Source organism: Neobacillus terrisolis, from assembly GCF_051233475.1.
Classification (GTDB): domain Bacteria; phylum Bacillota; class Bacilli; order Bacillales; family Cytobacillaceae; genus Bacillus_BU.
Genome location: NZ_JBKFGH010000037.1, coordinates 16,673 through 32,532, shown reverse-complemented (window position 1 = coordinate 32,532; position 15,860 = coordinate 16,673). Strand labels below are relative to the sequence as shown.

Below are 15,860 nucleotides of genomic sequence, written 5' to 3'. Positions count from 1 at the left end.
GATTTTGGCAACATTATAAACGATAGATATTAGTAAGGAAAACTCTTTCACGGAGTGAGGAAAATGTATATTTCCGCAAGAGAAAGACAAATTCTTGAAATCCTGCTTTTAGAAAACAATGAACTAACCGTTAAGGATCTTGCAGATCAAATTGGCGTAAGCGGAAGAACGATACATCGAGATTTGAAGAATGTTGAAGACATCCTTTCAGAATATGACCTCTCATTACAAAAGAAGTCTGGTGTAGGCGTTCAAATTATCGGGGATAAAGGAAAGATTCGGGAGCTTGAACTGTTCCTATTTAATCTCAACCATACAGAATATACTCCTGATGAGCGCCAAACGATGATTCTTTGTGCACTGCTTGAGTCACATGGTCCAGTGAAATTAGTTGGACTTGCGAATGATTTAAACGTGACGATTGCTACGGTAAGCAGTGACTTAACAAAATTAGAGGATCGGTTGAGCGTATCCGGCTTAACCTTGCTACGAAGAAGAGGCTATGGAGTCGAAATTGAAGGCCCTGAGGGAGCAAAACGCCGAGCGATGAGAAGCATCATTTCTGAGCACTTAGATGAATCAGAAATTCTATCCCTCGCCAGAGAAAATATCCAAAAACGGTCAACGCAGCAAATCAATACGATTTCCGAACGACTTTTAGGCTTAGTGGAAAAAAACAAACTGATGATTGTTGAAAAAGTATTCGAATCGGTCAGCCAGGAACTTCCGTTTTCGATGGCAGATAGTGCTTACATTGGCTTGGTGGTTCACTTGGCCTTAGCCGTAGAGCGAATCCAAAAAGGGGAAGGGATCTCCATTGATCCATCGTACCTGGAAAATCAGAAATCAACGAAAGAATTTCTTTTTGCTGAAAAGATCGTTCGTGAACTGGAGCAGGTATTTCAAATTAACATCCCTGAAGCAGAGATCGGCTATGTATCGATGCATTTAAGGGGAGCAAAAATGCGGCATGACAAAGAGTACTTAATTGAGGACTCGAGCTTAGAAGCGGCAATGAAAACGAAACAGCTTATTCAGAAAGTGGAGAATCGCTTAGGTCAACATCTGTCCGGTAATACTTCATTATTTGAAGGTTTGGTCATGCATTTAAAGCCTGCTTTATTTCGGCTAAAACAGAATATGGGAATCAGCAATCCGTTGCTAGATAGAGTAAAACGTGATTATGGCGAGCTTTTCTCGGTTGTGCAAGAAGCCGTTGAAGAAGTGTTTCATGAATTTAACGTACCGGAAGAAGAGACCGGATATCTTGTTATGCATTTTGGTGCAGCCGTTCTAGGAAATAAGGAAACGGTCAGCTTAAATACTCTTGTTATTTGCTCTAGCGGAATTGGGACGTCGAAAATGCTCGTGACAAGATTACAAAAGGAATTTCCGGAAATGAAAGAGATTCGAAGTGCCTCCGCACTTGAATTAAATAAGTTAATAGACTTAGATTATCAATTGATCATTTCAACCATTCCGTTGCCGGACTTTTCCGATGAGTATATACTAGTTAGCCCGATTTTAACGAAAGAAGAAATTATCAAGATTCGCACCTATATTAATCAACATTTCAAACTGCCTGGTTCTGAGCTGAAAGTTAAGCAGGTCTCAGCGATCAATCGGTCTGATAAGAAGAGTATGAAAACATTATTAAAAGAAATGTTGATGGTTCAAGAATATTCGAAAGCAATAACGTCCATTTTGAAGGGCTTTGAGCTAAGGGAAATGACCGAGAGTCTATCAACAGAGGAAATCTTAGTTCAAGCCTGCGAGGAATTAACCAATAAACAGATTGTTCAAGATAGCCAAAGGCTTGTTGAGGCTTTACTCGATCGAGAAAGACTCGGCGGCTTAGGAATTCCGGATACCGGGATTGCGCTTTACCATACAAGATCAGAGCAAATATTCATGCCTTCCTTTACGATTTACTGTTTGAGGCAGCCAAATCCAGTAAAAGGAATGGATGACAAATTGATGAATATGAAGTATCTCTTTCTTTTGTTATCACCAGAAGAGACTTCCGAATGGGCATTGGAGGTCATCAGCTATTTAAGCTCCCTATTAATTGAAAGCGAAGAAAGTACCGCTATATTTGAATCTAATGACCAGGGGAGAATTGAAGGCTTATTAGCAGCCCGATTCGATCAATTTTTTACTGAAAAAATACAGGAATTAAGGAGAGAATAATATGTCAAACTCAATTTTAACTAAAGAAAATATCATCTTAAATACAACTGTAGGGTCAAAAGACGAGGCGATTCGCTTAACTGGCAGTGTTCTCGTTAGCAGAGGTTATGTTGAAGCAGACTATATTGAAAAAATGCTTGAAAGAGAAGAATTAACTTCTACTTATATGGGGAATTTTGTTGCCATCCCTCATGGAACAGAAGATTCAAAGCAATATGTTAAAGAATCGGGAATCTCCTTTATCCAAGTTCCAGAAGGTGTAGACTTTGGTGCAGGGAATATTGTTAAACTATTAATCGGGATTGCTGGGAAAAACAATGAACATTTAGATATCCTTTCTAATATCGCGATTGTATGTTCAGAAGAAGAAAACATTGAAAAGCTTGTTAACGCGCAAACAGCAGAAGAGGTTTTAGCGATCTTTGAAGGAGTGAATTAATATGTTAGCCGTACACTTTGGAGCAGGAAATATTGGACGAGGTTTTATCGGAAATCTATTATACCATTCCGGATATGAAACTTGTTTTGTTGATGTAAATAGTGTAATTGTCGACCTATTAAATGAAAAGAAGGAGTATCGAGTTGTTTTAGCGGATCCTTCACAACAAGAAATTACCGTAAAAAATGTACGGGCCATAAATAGTGCGTCCAATCCGGAACTTGTCATTCAGGCGATTGCCGAGGCGGACTTGGTAACAACGGCAATTGGACCAAATATTCTTCCATTAATCTCTGGATTAATTGCAGATGGTTTGCGAAAGCGGCTTGAACGGACTGAAAAGCCACTTAATGTGATCGCTTGTGAAAATATGATTGGCGGAAGCTCGCTTTTAAAAGAAAAGGTGTATGAGAAACTAACTGATGAGGAGAGATCCTTATTTGATCAACGTTTTGGTTTTCCGGATTCTGCGGTGGATCGGATTGTTCCGAACCAAGTCAATGAAGATAAGTTAATGGTTAAGGTTGAACCATTTTATGAATGGGTCGTTGAAGAAACGAACATCATCGGTGAAAAGCCAGAGATTGATGGAATCACATATGTTCATGACTTAGTCCCATTCATTGAGAGAAAACTGTTTACTGTCAATACGGGTCATGCCCTTGCTGCCTATTTTGGTTATTATTTTGGAATCGAGACTATTAATGCTGCCATGGATAACAGTCAAATTCATGAAATGGTTGAAGGTGCGTTAAAGGAGAGCGGCGATTTTTTAATCAAGAAATATGGTTTTGAAGCCTCTGCCCATGAGAAATATATTAATAAAATCCTGCAGCGATTTGCTAATTCTTACATCGTTGATGAAGTAACTAGAGTAGGTCGTTCGCCGATTCGCAAGCTCGGGCCAAATGACCGTCTTGTAAGCCCAGCTCGCCAATATATTGATGAAGTGGGGAAAGAACCTGTATATCTGATGAAAGGTATTGCAGCGGCGCTTCTTTACAATTTCGAGGGCGATGATGAAGCGGTTAAAGTCCAAAACACGATTGTAGAAAAAGGACTTGCAGCGGCGATCGAAGAGTATACAAAGCTTGACCCTACTTTACCACTATTCAAGGGGATTGTTGAGCAATATAATATGTTGAAGGTAAAATAGGAATATTAAAATCCTCCTGAAAAATTTCAGGAGGATTTGCTATTTATAAAAAGACAAAGTAAATTACCGCTGCTAAAACAATACGGTAAATCGCAAATGGAATCAGCTTCACCTTATTGATCAGCTTTAAGAAAAAGCGGATGGAAAGGTAGGCAAACACAAATGCGCTAATAAAGCCTGCTATAAAGAAAGGAAGTGCATCAATGGTGAAGTACTCCAGGTTTTTTAACAAAGAAATAAGACTTGCACCCGCCATGATCGGCACAGCCATAATAAAGGTAAAGTCGGCAGCGGCACGGTGGCTAAGGCCTATCAGTACACCGCCGGAAATCGTTGCTCCTGAGCGGGAAAACCCTGGCCAGAGGGAAAAACATTGAATTAACCCAATCGTAAAAGCTTGCTTGTACGTAATTTGGTCCACCGTATTTACTGTAGGGCGTTTTCCGCCGAACAGATCCGCAATGATCATTAAAATAGCGCCTAAAACGAGGCCGATCAAGACTGTGTTGGTCGAAAATAAATTCTCGTCGATGTAATCCTCAAACAACACTCCTAACACCCCAGCAGGAATCAACCCAACAATGACTTGAGTAAGTTTAAGTCTGCTTTGGTTAGGCTGTTGCTGCTTGCTATCGTTTTTGTTCAACCAACGCCCTAAACCGAGCATATCGATAAAACGGTCTTTAAAGAAAATTACACTTGCCAAAATCGACCCAAGCTGAACTACTACCTTAAACGTATTCGCTACATATTTTGATTCTAAAAATTCAACGGACTTAAGCCACATATCATCGACAATAATCATATGGCCAGTTGAAGAGACAGGTGCAAATTCAGTCAGACCCTCAACTAATCCTAATATAATTGCTTTTAATATTGTTAGGAACTCCATTTTCGTAAAATTTCTCCTTTATTCTATATTTATCTGCTTTATTTTCTAACTTTTTAACAACTAGTTATGATTATACCTTAATTGTTGGGGGGAGAAGAAGACCTAGATTAGACAAAAAAAGAAAGGATGACCATTCTAGTCATCCTCATTTTAAATGGAACCTTCATTACTCTTCGTTTTTTAAACGACCTGCTTCTTTGATTGCTTTTTTTAAAAGTATTTCGATTTGGGCATTGACGCTGCGAAGCTCGTCACTTGCCCATTTTTCAAGGGCATCATATGTCTTTTGGTCAATCCGAAGTAGGAATTTCTTTTTTTCAGCCACAAAATCACTACCTTAATAAATGGTCCCTGTATTGACAACTGGTTGATTTCCTTTATCTGAAACAAGAGCAACCATTAGGTTATTCACCATTTGGGCTTTCTTTTCTTCGTCTAAATCGACTACACCTTCACTACTTAATTGCTCTATTGCCGATTTTACCATCGAAACGGCTCCATCGACAATGACCTTTCGGGCAGCAAGGACGGCTTTTGCTTGTTGTCTTTGCAGCATGGATGAGGCAATTTCGCTGGAATAAGCTAAATGCATGATGCGAGCTTCAATAATTTCAACACCGGCAACCTTTAACCGTTTTTGGAGATCCCTTGTTAACTCATCGCCGACTTCATCGGAATGTTGTCTTAACGAAATTTCATAATCATTATTAAAATTATCATACGGATACTGACTGGCAATATGACGCAATCCAGTTTCACTTTGTGTATGAACAAAGCCGCGATAGTCCTCGACATCAAACACTGCTTTCGCAGAGTCGACTACTTTATAAACGACAACCGCTGCAATTTCAATTGGATTTCCTTCAAGGTCATTAACCTTTAGTTTATCACTATTAAAGTTAAGCACGCGTAACGAAACATTTTTTCTTAATGTTAACGGAATCGAGATCCAAAAGCCTTCTTGCTTAATCACGCCAAGATAGGAACCAAATAAGGTAAACACTTTAGCCTGATTAGGTTGGTTTATCGTAAATCCAGTTGCCAGGACAGCAGTTATGAGAGCGACAATCACAAATGCAATTAAGCTGGCTGGATTTCCATCAAGAATAAACAGTCTAAACAAAGATACAGCCGCGATACCTAAAAGCAATACAATTCCGACTCCTACAAAGCCGTTCAACTTAAAGATTTCTTTCTCTTTCATAAGACCACTCCCCGTTTCAAATGAAATTACTTTGATACTAATATGATATCACATTGATATAAAAAAAGAAACCCTTTTGGATAAATCTGGTACAACATAGTTAAAGGAGGTGTTAATAAGTCGGAAAACCTTTCCATCCCATTTTTTTTGGTATAATGGAGATAATGAAGGTAGTAAAAGAAGTTTTTATTGCCATCGAGAATAAGCGAAATGGCCCCGGCATTTTCGTTTTAGGAGGTGAGTGTCTTACTTTTGCAGTAGGACTCTTCATTGGAACTTATGAACCTTTTACTCATAGGATTATTAATTGCGTTGACAGCATTTTTTGTAGCATCGGAATTTGCCATCGTCAAAGTCCGCTCAAGCAGAATTGATCAGCTTATAGCAGAAGGCAATCGAAAAGCTATTTCTGCCAAAAAGGTAACAACCCATTTAGATGAATACTTATCAGCCTGTCAATTAGGGATCACGATTACCGCACTGGGACTGGGCTGGCTTGGAGAGCCGACTTTCGAGGTGTTAATGAGCCCTGTTTTTGAACGGCTGCCCTTAAACGAATCGATTGAGCATGTTCTTTCGTTTGGCTTTGCCTTTGCGATCGTTACATTTTTACATGTTGTCGTCGGTGAGCTTTCGCCGAAAACCTTTGCGATTCAAAAAGCAGAGGCGATTGCATTAAATTTTTCACAGCCATTAATCTGGTTTTATAAAATTTTATTTCCGTTTATTTGGGCCCTTAATACATCGGCACGACTATTTACCGGCTTATTTGGATTGAAACCGGCATCTGAACATGAAATTGCGCACAGTGAAGAGGAACTTCGGATTATCTTATCGGAAAGCTATGAGCAAGGAGAAATAAACCAGTCGGAGTACAGTTATGTAAACAATATCTTTGAATTTGATAATCGGATTGCAAAAGAGATTATGGTTCCTCGTACAGAAATCGTTGCGTTAGATAAAAGCTCATCGCTAGAAGAAATGTTTGTGGTGATTAGCGAAGAAAAATTTACAAGGTACCCTGTGGTCGACGGGGACAAGGATAATATTATCGGAATGATTAATATTAAGGAGCTATTGACGGCTAGTTTAAACGTGAATTCAGAAGAATTTTCGATCGAGCAATATATAAATCCAGTTATACGAGTGATCGAAACGATTCCGATCCATGATTTGTTAGTTAAAATGCAAAAGGAACGGAATCATATGGCGATCTTGCTTGATGAATATGGTGGAACAGCCGGCTTAGTTACAGTAGAGGACATTTTAGAGGAAATTGTTGGGGAAATTCGTGATGAATTTGATACCGATGAAATTCCATTAGTTCGCAAGATAAACCAAAATCATTACATATTTGACGCAAAATTATTAATTGAAGATGTCAACGATTTATTAGCCACACATATCCCGGATGATGATGTAGATACTTTGGGAGGATGGATTTTAACTCAAAAATATGATGTTCAGCTAAATGATACAGTGGAAACTGAAGGATTCGAATTTAAAGTAAAAGAATTAGACGGCCATCATATCCTATATGTTGAAGTGCAAAAACAAAAAGCATCTATAGAACTAGTAAAAACCGGTGAGGAATAATCCTACCGGTTTTTTTTATAAAGAATTCACTTATGCGCTTAACGGGGACTTCAGCTGTTATCCTTGCAAATATCGCGATTCCGAAGAGAACATGTAGGTTTTATGATGGTAGCGAATCCCGTAGATAAGCCCCATCGCTAACATATTTCCCATCAGGGAACTGCCGCCGTAGCTTACGAACGGAAGCGGGATACCTGTAATGGGCAGCACTTGGATCGTCATCCCGATATTTTGGAAGACATGAAAGGTAATTAAACTGATGACGCCGGCACAAATATAGGTATTGAAATGTTCATTTGTTTCAAGCGCGGTTCTTGTTAAGTGATAAATTAAAATGAAATAAAGGATAATCAAAATACTGCCCCCAACAAAACCATACTCCTCTCCAATCACACTAAAGATAAAATCCGTATGGCTTTCAGGGATATACACCTTTCGTTCTGAAAAACCCTTTCCGGTTATCAGCCCTGAGCCAATCGCTTTAAGTGATTTATCAAGATGGTAGCCTGATGTGCTTTGGTGGTTGAACGGGTCCAGCCATGCGTAGATTCGCTCAAATTGATAGGCCTTAACCTTTAAATATTTTTCAAGTACATCTGGAGCTTTAATGACAAAGTAAAGTACAGTGCCAGCAAGTGTGGCCCCAGTTCCATAAATAAGCAGAATGATGCGCCAAGCAATTCCGGAAACGAGCAATAGCCCGGTAAAAATCGCAATGATGACAAGGCTTGTTCCTAAGTCGGGTTGAAGCATGATTAACGCAAGAGGGACAGCGGTAGCAAACCCCATTTTAAGCAATAGGTAAACATCGGTTTTAAAAGTTTTTTTAGGAAAATGCAGATGATGATCGGAAATGAGACGGCTTAAAGCCAGGATTAAAAAGGTTTTAACAAATTCCGATGGCTGAATGGAACCTAGCGCTGGGATGATAAACCAGCTCTTTGCACCATTTCTGACTGGTGCAATCGACTCTGGAGCGATTATGACAAGGATTAATAAGAAGAGCCCAAGTCCATATAAGTACCAGGAGAGTTTACGAAATTGTTCACTGTCAAACAGCATCACCACCATAATGATGGCAATCCCAACCCCGTACCAGAAAATTTGCCTTAATAAAAAGTTATCTTCGTATTGTCCTGTAGTTTGAGCACTATAGATTGCTACACAGCTGAATATAAACAAAAGAAGCAAAATAAGACTTAATGTCCAGTCGAATTTGTCCGGTGGTTTTTGTGAGGATTTGATCATATGAGCACCTGACCTTTATTGTATTGGGGATCGTAATGAGCAAAAGAGGCTGAGTCTTAGGAGTTAGTATGTTCTGGAAAAACCTTACATATTTATCGTATCAAAGAAAAAAACGATCAACAATAGCATCGTGTTAAATATTTGTTAAAAAAAAATAAACACGGAAAACCTCCGTGTTTATCCAAAAAAATTATCGTAAAATTACATCAAATGATTGATGAAAGTGGTTGCGATACCAAAATAAGTAATTAAGGAAAATATATCATTTAGTGTGGTAATAAGCGGCCCAGAGGCAACGGCCGGATCGATATTAAAGCGGTATAAAATAATCGGGATGATCGTTCCCGCTAATGTCCCGATAATTAAGGTAAGCAGGAGGGAACAGCCAACAACAACACCTAAAATCGCATTTCCTTGCCATACAAACGCAATGATTGAAATTAAAATTCCGCAAGTGACACCAATAATGATCCCGACCATTAATTCACGGATAATCAATTTTATTATTTCCTGTTTATCGATATCCTTCGAGACCAGTCCTCTTACCACTACCGCAAGTGATTGGGTTCCTGTGTTACCTGTCATCCCGGCAATCATCGGCATAAAGAACGCTAATGCCACAACCTTTTTTAATGTTTCCTCATACCCGCTGATGATACTTCCTGAGACAAGCCCAATAAACAATAGCAAAATGAGCCAAGGCAGTCGTCGGTACGCTGCCACAAAGGCCTTCGTATCAAAGTCGATCGATTTTCCTGAAGCTGATAATTTTTCAATATCTTCATTTGCTTCTTTTATGACAACGTCAATAATATCATCGACCGTAACAATCCCTAATAAAGTATTTTGTTCATCTACGACGGGAATCGCCATAAAATCATAGCGTTCAATCATCGTGGCGACTTCTTCCTGGTCCATCGTAACGGAAACGGAAATGACACGCTCAAACATAATGTTACGAATTAATTGATCAGGTTCAGCGATCAGCAGATCCCGAAATGAGACAACGCCTACAAGCTGACGCTTTTGGTCGATAACATATAAATAATTAATCGTTTCGGCAAAGTCTGCAAACGATTTTAACTTATCGACTGCTTCCCGCACCGTGAAATAGTCGCGAATCCAGACAAAGCGATTGGTCATTAATCGTCCTGCTGTTTCGGATGGGTAGTTCATAATATCCTGAACAATTTTTGACTCTTCCTTTTTCATCCCCGCCAACAGAGCGTCCATTTTTTCAGGGGATAAATCTTCAAGGAGGGAAGCGAGGTCATCATTGTCCATTTCATCAAGGACTTTCCCTTTTTTCTCCAGGCTAATTTTATTTAAAACTTCTATTTGCTTTTCTTTACTCAACTCTTGAATTAAATCGGCAAGAAGGTCGATATTTAAAAATAATAGAAAGCGTGTTTTATGTTCTTCAGGCAAGTTGTCATATATTTGGGCGATATCATAGGGCTGCAGCTCGTCAACAATTGCCTCAAATTGGGCTTTGTTGCTTTCTATTAATGTGCTGATGATTTGCAAGATGATTTGTTCTTCTGTCATGTTCATGATCATTTCTTCTTCACACTCCTTCCGCCGTTTAACTCGCCATGATTATTATAAAAAAATAATATAAAGAAAGAAATAATAATAGGATTTTTTTATTTTTCAATATAAGATATTTTTCACTGTTTTTGCTAAAATATATAAAGATAATATTATTCGAAATGACATCCATCCAGACCGTTTCGTTAGGGGCTGTCTTTTCTATTAAAAAAGTTGGACGAACTAGAAGGTTCGGGGGGATTCAGTTGAAAAAGCAAAATCAAGAAATTCGGGATCTGGTCTATGTCCATTTGAATGAAAACGGTCAATATGTCATCTCCTATGGAGTCGAGTTCGTAGAATTCGCCTTGTCTTTGCCACGCTCGTTAAATCATTTATTGCTGTTAAAGCACAAGTTTGATGACGGTGAGGTTAATCGCCATACTCAATTGGAATATGTAACAAAAGATATGATAAGAAAACTGGCCCAGGATAATATTTATGGTTACGGTGATTTTTGCTGGATTGATTTTGAAGAAAATGAAGGTCTAGATGAATTAACAGGGAATGAAATTGCGGAACTACTCTATTTAGGGCATTTAAAACAGCATTTAAAGATGCCTTTTTATAATAAATTGGGAAATCGTTATGTATATTTATCTCGTGATGACGGTTGGTTTAATAAAACCTATTATCGTCATATGAATGATTTCTACCGAATGCTAGGTCAAGTTATTTCAATTAAACTGGCCGATTTGAAATTAGAAAAAACATTAATCGGTTTACGAAAGAAAAGATCGTATCCGCCCGTCAATCTGGATATTATCCTATCTTTATCTAAATTCATGCGTGAAGGAACGGTGTTTTCATTGCGAAACGCTGTTCAAAATAGAAATCGGATCGAAATTCCTATTTGGGTAATTGGCGATTTTGACAATATGGATGATATGTTTGAGGAATATAATCAAATGAAAACTGAAAAATGTGATGCGAAGCTGGTGTTTGAAAAAAGAAATAGGGAATGGACACTAGTTGCCCCATAAAAGAAGGCGGCCCAATATTGTAAAGGGTTCCGTTACCTATCGTAAAACGTCAAATTGCACAGGAAAATGCAAACCTTTTTGCACTATAAAATGTTAGGCTAGAGAGATTAAAAAATAGAAATAGCAAGGGTTTATACCCTTGCTATTTTGCATAAAATTGCTAATTCTTCGGATTTTGCTTATTAAACCATTTCCGCCTTCTCCGTATCGATTTTTGTGTAGGTATGGGAATTCATAGGCGGAGAATTTCCGTCTAATGTATAAAGAGAAAGATAAAAAGGCAGATATAAGCGGAGAAATTCCGATTAACTGCTCTAAATAAGACAAAATCCACTGATTTTGATCATATAAGCGGAAAAACTTCCCTTATTTTTAAGGAAATATGGGTATTTCCCAATTTAACCGGAATTTCTCCGTTTATTTTTCATAAACAGTGAAATCAACATTCCGTTATTCCGACCTTAAATAAAAAAACAACAATATTTTTCTTCATATTAATTTGCAATTTTGCATTTATTAACAGTACTAGAAAGTTGGAATCTAATGGGTTTGAACCAAGCTATTTCGTTCATACAATAATAGTAATGGAAAAACAATGACCACCTTTTTTTAGAAAGTGGTAAAATAAAAAGGTGTGATTGATAAAATGGAGGTTTAATAATGAAAACGAAACTGGGATTATTATACGGTGGGAAATCTGCAGAGCATAAAGTATCGATGCGAACAGCGATGGCAGTTATTAAAGCGCTGGACTTAAGCAAATTTGATATTTTTCCTATATACATAACGGTAGAAGGTCAATGGATTAAAGGTCCTCAGCTATTAAAGCCGGTAGAGGATGTTAAAGAGTTAGATTTATCTTCGACAGGGGAAGTTTCTTCTGGAATTTTATCACCAAGTTTATTTCAAACTAACATAGATGGAGATTCAACACAGCTTGATGTTATTTTCCCATTGCTTCATGGTCCGAACGGGGAAGATGGTACGGTACAAGGTCTTTTGGAGCTGCTGAATTTGCCATACGTTGGTAATGGGGTGTTAGCCTCTGCGGCTGGGATGGATAAAGTCATCATGAAAAATATCTTTGCCCAAGCTGGTCTTTCACAAGTTGACTATGTTTGGTTTATCCGCAACGAATGGGAAAAAGCTGAAGAGGAAGCGTATCTTAAAGTTGAACAAGAGCTTGGCTATCCTTGCTTTGTTAAACCGGCTAATCTTGGTTCAAGTGTTGGAATCAGTAAATGTTCGAATCGCGCTGAGCTAGACAAGGCATTTAACGAGGCGTTCCAATTTGACCGCAAAATTATTGTTGAACAAGGTGTTGTAGCACGTGAAATTGAAATAGCTGTTCTTGGTAATGATTCCCCTGACTGCTCCGTTGCTGGTGAAATAGTACCGAAAGCTGCTTTTTACGATTATGAAGCAAAATATGAGGACGATAATACAGGTTTAATCATTCCGGCAGATATCACTGAGTCTCAATATGAAGAAATGAACAAGTTTGCGATTCAGGCTTTTAAAGCATTGGATTGCTCAGGACTAGTACGTGCAGACTTTTTCTTAACTCAGGATGGAAAGTGGTTAATCAATGAGGTTAATACGATGCCAGGCTTTACTCCGGTTAGCATGTTCCCGCTTCTTTGGAATGAAACAGGAATTGTTTACCCAGAGTTGATTGAAAGATTGGTTCGTTTAGCTCAGGAACGACATGCCGAAAAGCAAAAGATTAAATATACAATATAAACCTTATGATGGCACGGCTGTTAAGCCGTGTTCGTTATTTATTAGTAGGAGGTTTCGGTTCGTATGATTCAAAGAACGTTGGCTCAAATCGCCAAAATGATCTCGGTTGAAAATGACCTTACCGCTTTTGCAGACACTGTAATCAATGGAGTTTGTATTGATACCCGAAAAATAAGCCGTGGGAATTTATTTATTCCTTTTAAAGGGGAAAAGGTGGATGGTCACGTTTATGTTGAGGAAGCGATTAATCAAGGTGCAGCCGCAGCCTTTTGGCAAAAAGGCGTACCCAATCCTCCGCTCCATTTGCCTATTATTGTGGTCGAGGACCCACTAGTTGCTCTGCAAGAATTAGCACGGAGCTACCGAAATGAATTAAAGCTAAATGTAATCGGGATAACAGGAAGTAATGGGAAGACGACAACAAAAGATATGACGGCAAATTTATTGGCGCTCAAGTATAAAGTGCAAAAAACGGAAGGGAATTATAATAACCATATTGGCTTACCTTTAACCGTTCTTAATCTTGATGAAGACACTGATATCGCGATCCTCGAAATGGGGATGAGCGCTCGCGGGGAAATTCAATTTCTAACGGAATTGGCAAGACCCAATGCGGTCATCATTACAAATATTGGTGAATCACATCTATTAGACCTTGGCTCAAGAGAGGGAATTGCTGAAGCGAAGCTGGAAATTATCTCCGGACTGCAGGAGAATGGGCTCATTGTCTATCATGGAGATGAGCCGCTACTTAAAAATCGGTTAAAGAGCTTTTCAGGTAACGTCAAAACATTTGGGCGCAGTAATGAAAATGATTTATACCCGGTTGAGATTAAGCAAAGCGAAACAGGAAACGTGTTTACAATCAATGGATATGATGAGCCGTTTTCATTACCTGTTTTAGGGACGCATAATGTTTTAAATGCGCTTGCTGCGATGCTGGTTGCTCATTTCTTTGGCGTACCATTTAAAGAAATGAATGCCGGTTTTTCAAGTCTGAAATTAACCAATATGAGAATGGAGCTCGTTGAGGGTGGTAATGGAGAAAAAATCATTAACGATGCTTATAATGCTAGCCCAACTTCGATGAATGCTGCCATCGAGCTCGTTTCAAACCTAGAGGGTTTTGCGAAAAAAATTGTTGTACTTGGTGATATGCTTGAACTTGGACCACAAGAAGAAGAATTCCATTTCAAGATCGGTCAATCGATAGACCCGGAAAAAATCGACTTAGTGTTAACATATGGGCGTTTAGGGGAGAAAATCGCCGCGGGCGCAGCGACGGTCCTTACTCCGGAACGAGTGTTATCGTTTACTGATAAACACGAACTGATCGCTGAACTAAAAAACCATACAACCAACGGGACCCTAGTCCTTGTAAAAGCATCCCGCGGCATGAAACTAGAAGAAATCGTCACTGCACTACGCTAAAGCAGCGGGGGACAGTCCCACTGGCGTTGCATCAAAGCAATAATTTTGAATAAATGGGAAAAATTAACATCTGTGTAAACCCCAGAAAATAAAAAAGGTGAACAGGGTGCTAAAAAGACCTTGTTCCCAATTTTTTCCTTATGATGATTTTGTCCTATTTTTTTCGTTTTTCTTTACATATGGCGACTGTTCCAAAAACAATTGGCTTTTTCTCAAGCGGGATCGGTATTTTCTGCCGTCCTCTTGACGTTTTGGTCTTCTTTCGATTTAACGCTTTAATGAAACTATTCCATGTCTTATAAAGATAAATCTGTAGCATTTGAAAGAATTCCCATAGTGTTTTAGTCGATTTCGTTTGTAGCTTTACAATTAGGGAAAGTCCGTAGGCAATAAGCGAAAGGAACATTTGGTTCCAAATACCTTGCGGTTTTGTACTCCAAATTTTAGTCAGCTTTAAATGTTGTTTCACCCACTTAAAGAAAAGCTCAATCATCCACCTCTGCTTATAAATTTCCATGATCTCTTGATCTGTAAGATCCCATCTAGTTGTTAGAATTCTATAGATTCGCTGTTGTTCATCCACAAATTCAACATATCATACTGGTTCATGGGAAGTACCGAAATTTACTTTTTCATCTCTTAGAACTGATGGATGTGTTGGCTTATATTCTTCTAATGAATAGAGTCGAAGACTCTTAGTGATTCTAGCCACAAACAGAATTTTTGTTTCAAGCCAGTCCTCTAGATTTTTGGTTGTTGGGTACGCTCGATCGACTATATATGTAGCATCTTTGGCTTCAATAAGTGCACCAGCAGTCTCTGGATCACCAACTATCCCTGATGAAGGAATAATTTTATCAGGATAAATGGCGTCCTTCGAGGCAACAACCAATCGAGTATGCATTTTAACTGCATTGTACTCTTTTGAAATGTATGCCCAATCGCATAAATTTTTGGGCAATCTGATTTGAGTGAAATCAACGATGTTTAAGCGACCTATCTTTTTTGAAATTCCAGTATGTCCTTTGGTAAGCTCTTGAATTATCTGAATCACTCGAACAAAGAGTTTTTGAACCAACTCTGTTGGAAGATCATTGATTCGACGGCTTAGTTGGGAGCCACTAATTTCAGTTATTCCAAGTTCTTTTCGCATCTTTGGATAAGCTCTCAATTTTTCTTCAAATTGAGGATATGAACTCCATTTATCTAACTGTGCAGCTACAAATGTTTTTAGTAAAGCTTTAGTTGAAAGCTTATCGTATTGATAATCCAATAGCAGACAATTAAAATCATCCATTGGTAGTAACGATAAACATTGACAAATCAGTGTTTCACGACCTATACTTTTACTCATGCGTTGAGCTCCTTTTGTAGAAGATGAGGGAACA

The 15,860-nt window shown here is 38.6% G+C and carries 14 protein-coding genes; 7 read left to right on the top strand and 7 right to left on the bottom strand.

Annotation, left to right across the window (positions count from 1 at the left end):
* Window positions 1-63: 63 nt before the first annotated feature.
* Genes ACI48O_RS19770 through ACI48O_RS19760 form a run of 3 tightly spaced genes read left to right on the top strand, consistent with a single transcriptional unit; the run spans window position 64 to window position 3,785 of the window.
* Window positions 64-2,190, top strand: coding sequence for a BglG family transcription antiterminator (locus ACI48O_RS19770; protein WP_435563560.1), 2,127 nt, complete (start codon window positions 64-66; stop codon window positions 2,188-2,190).
* A 1-nt stretch (window position 2,191) separates the two neighbouring features.
* The gene (locus ACI48O_RS19765; RefSeq protein WP_435563559.1) at window positions 2,192-2,629 is read left to right on the top strand and encodes a PTS mannitol transporter subunit IIA; all 438 of its coding nucleotides are present in this window, start codon (window positions 2,192-2,194) and stop codon (window positions 2,627-2,629) included.
* A gap of 1 nt (window position 2,630) precedes the next feature.
* Window positions 2,631-3,785, top strand: coding sequence for a mannitol-1-phosphate 5-dehydrogenase (locus ACI48O_RS19760; protein ID WP_435563558.1), 1,155 nt, complete (start codon window positions 2,631-2,633; stop codon window positions 3,783-3,785).
* A 43-nt stretch (window positions 3,786-3,828) separates the two neighbouring features.
* On the opposite strand, the gene ACI48O_RS19755 is transcribed toward ACI48O_RS19760, so the two are convergent.
* The 3 genes from ACI48O_RS19755 to ACI48O_RS19745 form a co-directional block, all read right to left on the bottom strand.
* A complete protein-coding gene (locus tag ACI48O_RS19755; RefSeq protein ID WP_435563557.1) occupies window positions 3,829-4,677 on the bottom strand; it encodes an undecaprenyl-diphosphate phosphatase in 849 nt (282 codons plus the stop codon).
* Between the two features lie 166 nt (window positions 4,678-4,843).
* Entirely contained in the window at window positions 4,844-5,002 is a 159-nt protein-coding gene (locus ACI48O_RS19750; RefSeq protein WP_435563556.1) for a type II toxin-antitoxin system antitoxin, read from the bottom strand.
* A gap of 12 nt (window positions 5,003-5,014) precedes the next feature.
* Window positions 5,015-5,881, bottom strand: a complete 867-nt coding sequence (locus ACI48O_RS19745; RefSeq protein ID WP_435563555.1) for an SPFH domain-containing protein — start codon at window positions 5,879-5,881, stop codon at window positions 5,015-5,017.
* 270 nt (window positions 5,882-6,151) lie between these two features.
* Here ACI48O_RS19745 and ACI48O_RS19740 point away from each other — a divergent pair, with 270 nt between their 5' ends.
* Window positions 6,152-7,477: a hemolysin family protein gene (locus ACI48O_RS19740; protein ID WP_435563554.1), complete on the top strand. Its 1,326-nt coding sequence runs from the start codon at window positions 6,152-6,154 to the stop codon at window positions 7,475-7,477.
* A 57-nt stretch (window positions 7,478-7,534) separates the two neighbouring features.
* Here the strand turns inward: ACI48O_RS19740 and ACI48O_RS19735 are convergent, their stop codons facing one another.
* Together ACI48O_RS19735 and mgtE are read right to left on the bottom strand one after the other, a co-directional pair.
* Window positions 7,535-8,725, bottom strand: coding sequence for an FtsW/RodA/SpoVE family cell cycle protein (locus tag ACI48O_RS19735; RefSeq protein WP_435563553.1), 1,191 nt, complete (start codon window positions 8,723-8,725; stop codon window positions 7,535-7,537).
* 201 nt (window positions 8,726-8,926) lie between these two features.
* A complete protein-coding gene (gene mgtE, locus ACI48O_RS19730) occupies window positions 8,927-10,285 on the bottom strand; it encodes a magnesium transporter (RefSeq protein ID WP_435563552.1) in 1,359 nt (452 codons plus the stop codon).
* 236 nt (window positions 10,286-10,521) lie between these two features.
* Between mgtE and ACI48O_RS19725 the strand changes: the two genes are divergently transcribed.
* The 3 genes from ACI48O_RS19725 to ACI48O_RS19715 all read left to right on the top strand — a co-directional run bounded on the left by ACI48O_RS19725 (window position 10,522) and on the right by ACI48O_RS19715 (window position 14,472).
* Window positions 10,522-11,298 carry a hypothetical protein gene (locus ACI48O_RS19725; RefSeq protein WP_435563551.1) on the top strand — a complete coding sequence of 259 codons (777 nt, stop codon included), beginning with the start codon at window positions 10,522-10,524 and terminating at the stop codon, window positions 11,296-11,298.
* A 660-nt stretch (window positions 11,299-11,958) separates the two neighbouring features.
* Window positions 11,959-13,041 carry a D-alanine--D-alanine ligase gene (locus tag ACI48O_RS19720; RefSeq protein ID WP_435563550.1) on the top strand — a complete coding sequence of 361 codons (1,083 nt, stop codon included), beginning with the start codon at window positions 11,959-11,961 and terminating at the stop codon, window positions 13,039-13,041.
* Window positions 13,042-13,104: 63 nt separating this feature from the next.
* Window positions 13,105-14,472: a UDP-N-acetylmuramoyl-tripeptide--D-alanyl-D-alanine ligase gene (locus ACI48O_RS19715; RefSeq protein ID WP_435563549.1), complete on the top strand. Its 1,368-nt coding sequence runs from the start codon at window positions 13,105-13,107 to the stop codon at window positions 14,470-14,472.
* A 154-nt stretch (window positions 14,473-14,626) separates the two neighbouring features.
* Here the strand turns inward: ACI48O_RS19715 and ACI48O_RS19710 are convergent, their stop codons facing one another.
* Window positions 14,627-15,055, bottom strand: a complete 429-nt coding sequence (locus ACI48O_RS19710) for a transposase (RefSeq protein ID WP_435563548.1) — start codon at window positions 15,053-15,055, stop codon at window positions 14,627-14,629.
* Between the two features lie 12 nt (window positions 15,056-15,067).
* A complete protein-coding gene (locus ACI48O_RS19705; RefSeq protein ID WP_435563547.1) occupies window positions 15,068-15,826 on the bottom strand; it encodes a hypothetical protein in 759 nt (252 codons plus the stop codon).
* Window positions 15,827-15,860 lie beyond the last annotated feature (34 nt).

Bases quoted from the DNA above. Each gene is read 5' to 3' on its own strand.
- ACI48O_RS19765 (WP_435563559.1), top strand. From the start codon at position 2,192: ATGTCAAACTCAATTTTAACTAAAGAAAATATCATCTTAAATACAACT.
- ACI48O_RS19770 (WP_435563560.1), top strand. From the start codon at position 64: ATGTATATTTCCGCAAGAGAAAGACAAATTCTTGAAATCCTGCTTTTA.
- ACI48O_RS19715 (WP_435563549.1), top strand. From the start codon at position 13,105: ATGATTCAAAGAACGTTGGCTCAAATCGCCAAAATGATCTCGGTTGAA.
- ACI48O_RS19735 (WP_435563553.1), bottom strand. From the start codon at position 8,725: ATGATCAAATCCTCACAAAAACCACCGGACAAATTCGACTGGACATTA.
- ACI48O_RS19760 (WP_435563558.1), top strand. From the start codon at position 2,631: ATGTTAGCCGTACACTTTGGAGCAGGAAATATTGGACGAGGTTTTATC.
- ACI48O_RS19705 (WP_435563547.1), bottom strand. From the start codon at position 15,826: ATGAGTAAAAGTATAGGTCGTGAAACACTGATTTGTCAATGTTTATCG.
- ACI48O_RS19745 (WP_435563555.1), bottom strand. From the start codon at position 5,881: ATGAAAGAGAAAGAAATCTTTAAGTTGAACGGCTTTGTAGGAGTCGGA.
- ACI48O_RS19755 (WP_435563557.1), bottom strand. From the start codon at position 4,677: ATGGAGTTCCTAACAATATTAAAAGCAATTATATTAGGATTAGTTGAG.
- ACI48O_RS19720 (WP_435563550.1), top strand. From the start codon at position 11,959: ATGAAAACGAAACTGGGATTATTATACGGTGGGAAATCTGCAGAGCAT.
- mgtE (WP_435563552.1), bottom strand. From the start codon at position 10,285: ATGATCATGAACATGACAGAAGAACAAATCATCTTGCAAATCATCAGC.